Here is a 2,439-nt window from a genome sequence, read left to right as displayed (position 1 = left end):
CTTGACTCCTGTAATACGTGCTTTCTCGATAGTTAGTGTAGCTGACTTAGTTCCTAGTAAGATGTCTTTAAAGTAGAATGACGCTATTACTTGATATATACCAGTGTTGATGTACTCATTTTGGTTGTACTTTACAGTAACTAGGTTAGGAAGGTTGGTAGCTTCAATTGATATAATCTCTCCTGTATATGTCTCTGTTTTATGTTCAAAGATTACACTGTCAAGTGAAGGTAATTCTTCTTGCTTCTTAGTAATCGATAACGTAGCAGACAGCGTATAAGGCATTGGCGTATAGTTGGAACTACCACTAAGTGTTGCTGTTACTGTGTGATACCCTACTTCTGTATGCTTGTTGTTTTTATAAGTAAGCGTTAGTTCTTGAGGGACTTCGCCTATAACGGCTAGTGACTTTGGCTTACCGTCATATATAAACGACTCACTTTGTAGCTCGACTAATTGAGTGATATCAGCAGGAAGTATGATTAGCTCATTTGATCTAGTACTTGTGATATAATTGTCTCCTGATAAAGTTACAGAAGCTTTGTACGTACCTGCATTCTTATGAATATTGTTTTTATAAGTAGCGGTTACTCCTAGAGGCAGTTCTCCTTCTAATAGTAGTTCGTGTTCTTTACCATCGTAGGTTACTTCTTTTTTACTAAACTTCACTCCCGTAATACGTGCTTTTCCGATAGTTAGTGTAGCAGACTTAGTTCCTAGTAGAATATCTTTAAAGTAGAAGGTAGCTACTACTTGGTAAACACCAGTATTGATGTACTCATTTTGGTTGTATTTTACAGTTACTAAGTCAGGAAGATTAGTAGCTTCAATTGAAATAACCTCCCCTGTATACGTTTCTGTTTTGTGTTCAAAGATTACATTGTCTAAAGAAGGTAATTCTTCCTCTTTTTGTGTAATTGATAGTGTAGCAGATAGGGTATAAGGCATCGGCGTGTAGTTAGTACTGCCGCTTAATATTGCTGTTACTGTGTGATTCCCTATTGCTGTCTGTGTATTATTAGTATAAGTAAGAGTTAGCTCTTGAGGAACTTCACCTGTAACAGCTAGTAATTTTGGCTTACCGTCATATATAAACGATTGGCTTTTTAGCTCGACAAGTTGAGTGATATCAGCAGGTAATATGATTAGCTCGTTTGATCTAGTACTTGTGATATAATTGTCTCCTTCTAATTTTACAGATGCTTTATATGTACCTGCATTCTTATGAATATTGTTTTTATAAGTAGCAGTTACGCCTAGAGGTAGTTCTCCTTCTAGTAGTAGTTCGTGCTCTTTACCATTATAGGTTACTTCTTTCTTACTAAACTTGACTCCCATAATACGTGCTTTCTCGATAGTCAGTGTAGCTGACTTAGTTCCTAGTAAGATGTCCTTGAAATAGAAGGAAGCGATTACTTGATAAACACCCGTGTTGATGTACTCATTTAGGCTGTATTTTACAGTAACTAAGTTAGGAAGGTTGGTAGCTTCGATTGAAATAGCCTCTCCAGTGTACGTTTCTGTTTTGTGTTCAAAGATTATCCCCTCTAAAGAAGGTAATTCTACTTGTTTTTTAGTAATCGATAATGTAGCAGATAATGTATAAGGGATAGGTGCGTAGTTATCACTACCACTTAGTGTTGCTGTGACAGTGTAATTGCCTATTTCTATATGTGTATTATTAGTATAAGTAAGTGTTAGTTCTTGAGGTACTTCACCTGTAATTATTAGTGACTTCGACTTACCATCGTATATAAATGACTCACTTTTTAGCTCTACTAGTTGAGTGATATCAGCAGGTAGTATGATTAGCTCGTTTGATCTGGTACTTGTGATGTAATTATCTCCTTCTAATTTTACAGAAGCTTTATATGTACCTGCATTAGTCGCTCTGTTGTTTTTATAGGTAACAATTACTCCTTTAGGTAGTTCTCCTTCTAATAGCAGTTCGTGTTCTTTACCATCGTAGGTTACTTCTTTTTTACTAAACTTGACTCCCGTGATACGTGCTTTCTCGATAGTCAGTGTAGCTGACTTAGTTCCTAGTAAGATATTTTTAAAGTAGAATGAAGCTACTACTTGATATGTACCAGCGTCAATATATTGGTTCTTATCATAAGAAACTCTTACGTTATTAGGAAGGTTAGTCGCTTCTATAGCAATTACTTCACCAGTATACGTTTCTGTTTTGTGTTCAAAGAATACATTATCAAGGGATGGTAGTTCTACTTGTTTTTTAGTAATTGATAGTGTAGCAGATAGGGTATAAGGCATCGGCGTATAGTTAGAGCTACCACTTAATGTTGCTGTGACAGTGTAATTGCCTATTTCTGTATGTTTGTTGTTTTGATAAGTAAGCGTTAGTTCTTGAGGTATTTCACCTGTAACAGCTAGTGACTTCGGTTTACCGTCATATATAAACGACTCACTTTTTAGTTC

Annotated in this window: 1 protein-coding gene; it reads right to left on the bottom strand. The window is 35.9% G+C overall.

The annotated features are described in order from the left end of the window. On the bottom strand, nt 1–2,439 hold a 2,439-nt coding region (locus MODO_RS19420; RefSeq protein WP_162264461.1), incomplete at both ends, for an MBG domain-containing protein.

Origin of the sequence: Myroides odoratimimus (assembly GCF_001485415.1) — a bacterium.
Taxonomy (GTDB): Bacteria; Bacteroidota; Bacteroidia; order Flavobacteriales; family Flavobacteriaceae; genus Flavobacterium; species Flavobacterium odoratimimum.
Note: the sequence above shows the minus strand (reverse complement) of the source record. Positions and strands in the feature narration are given on the sequence as shown.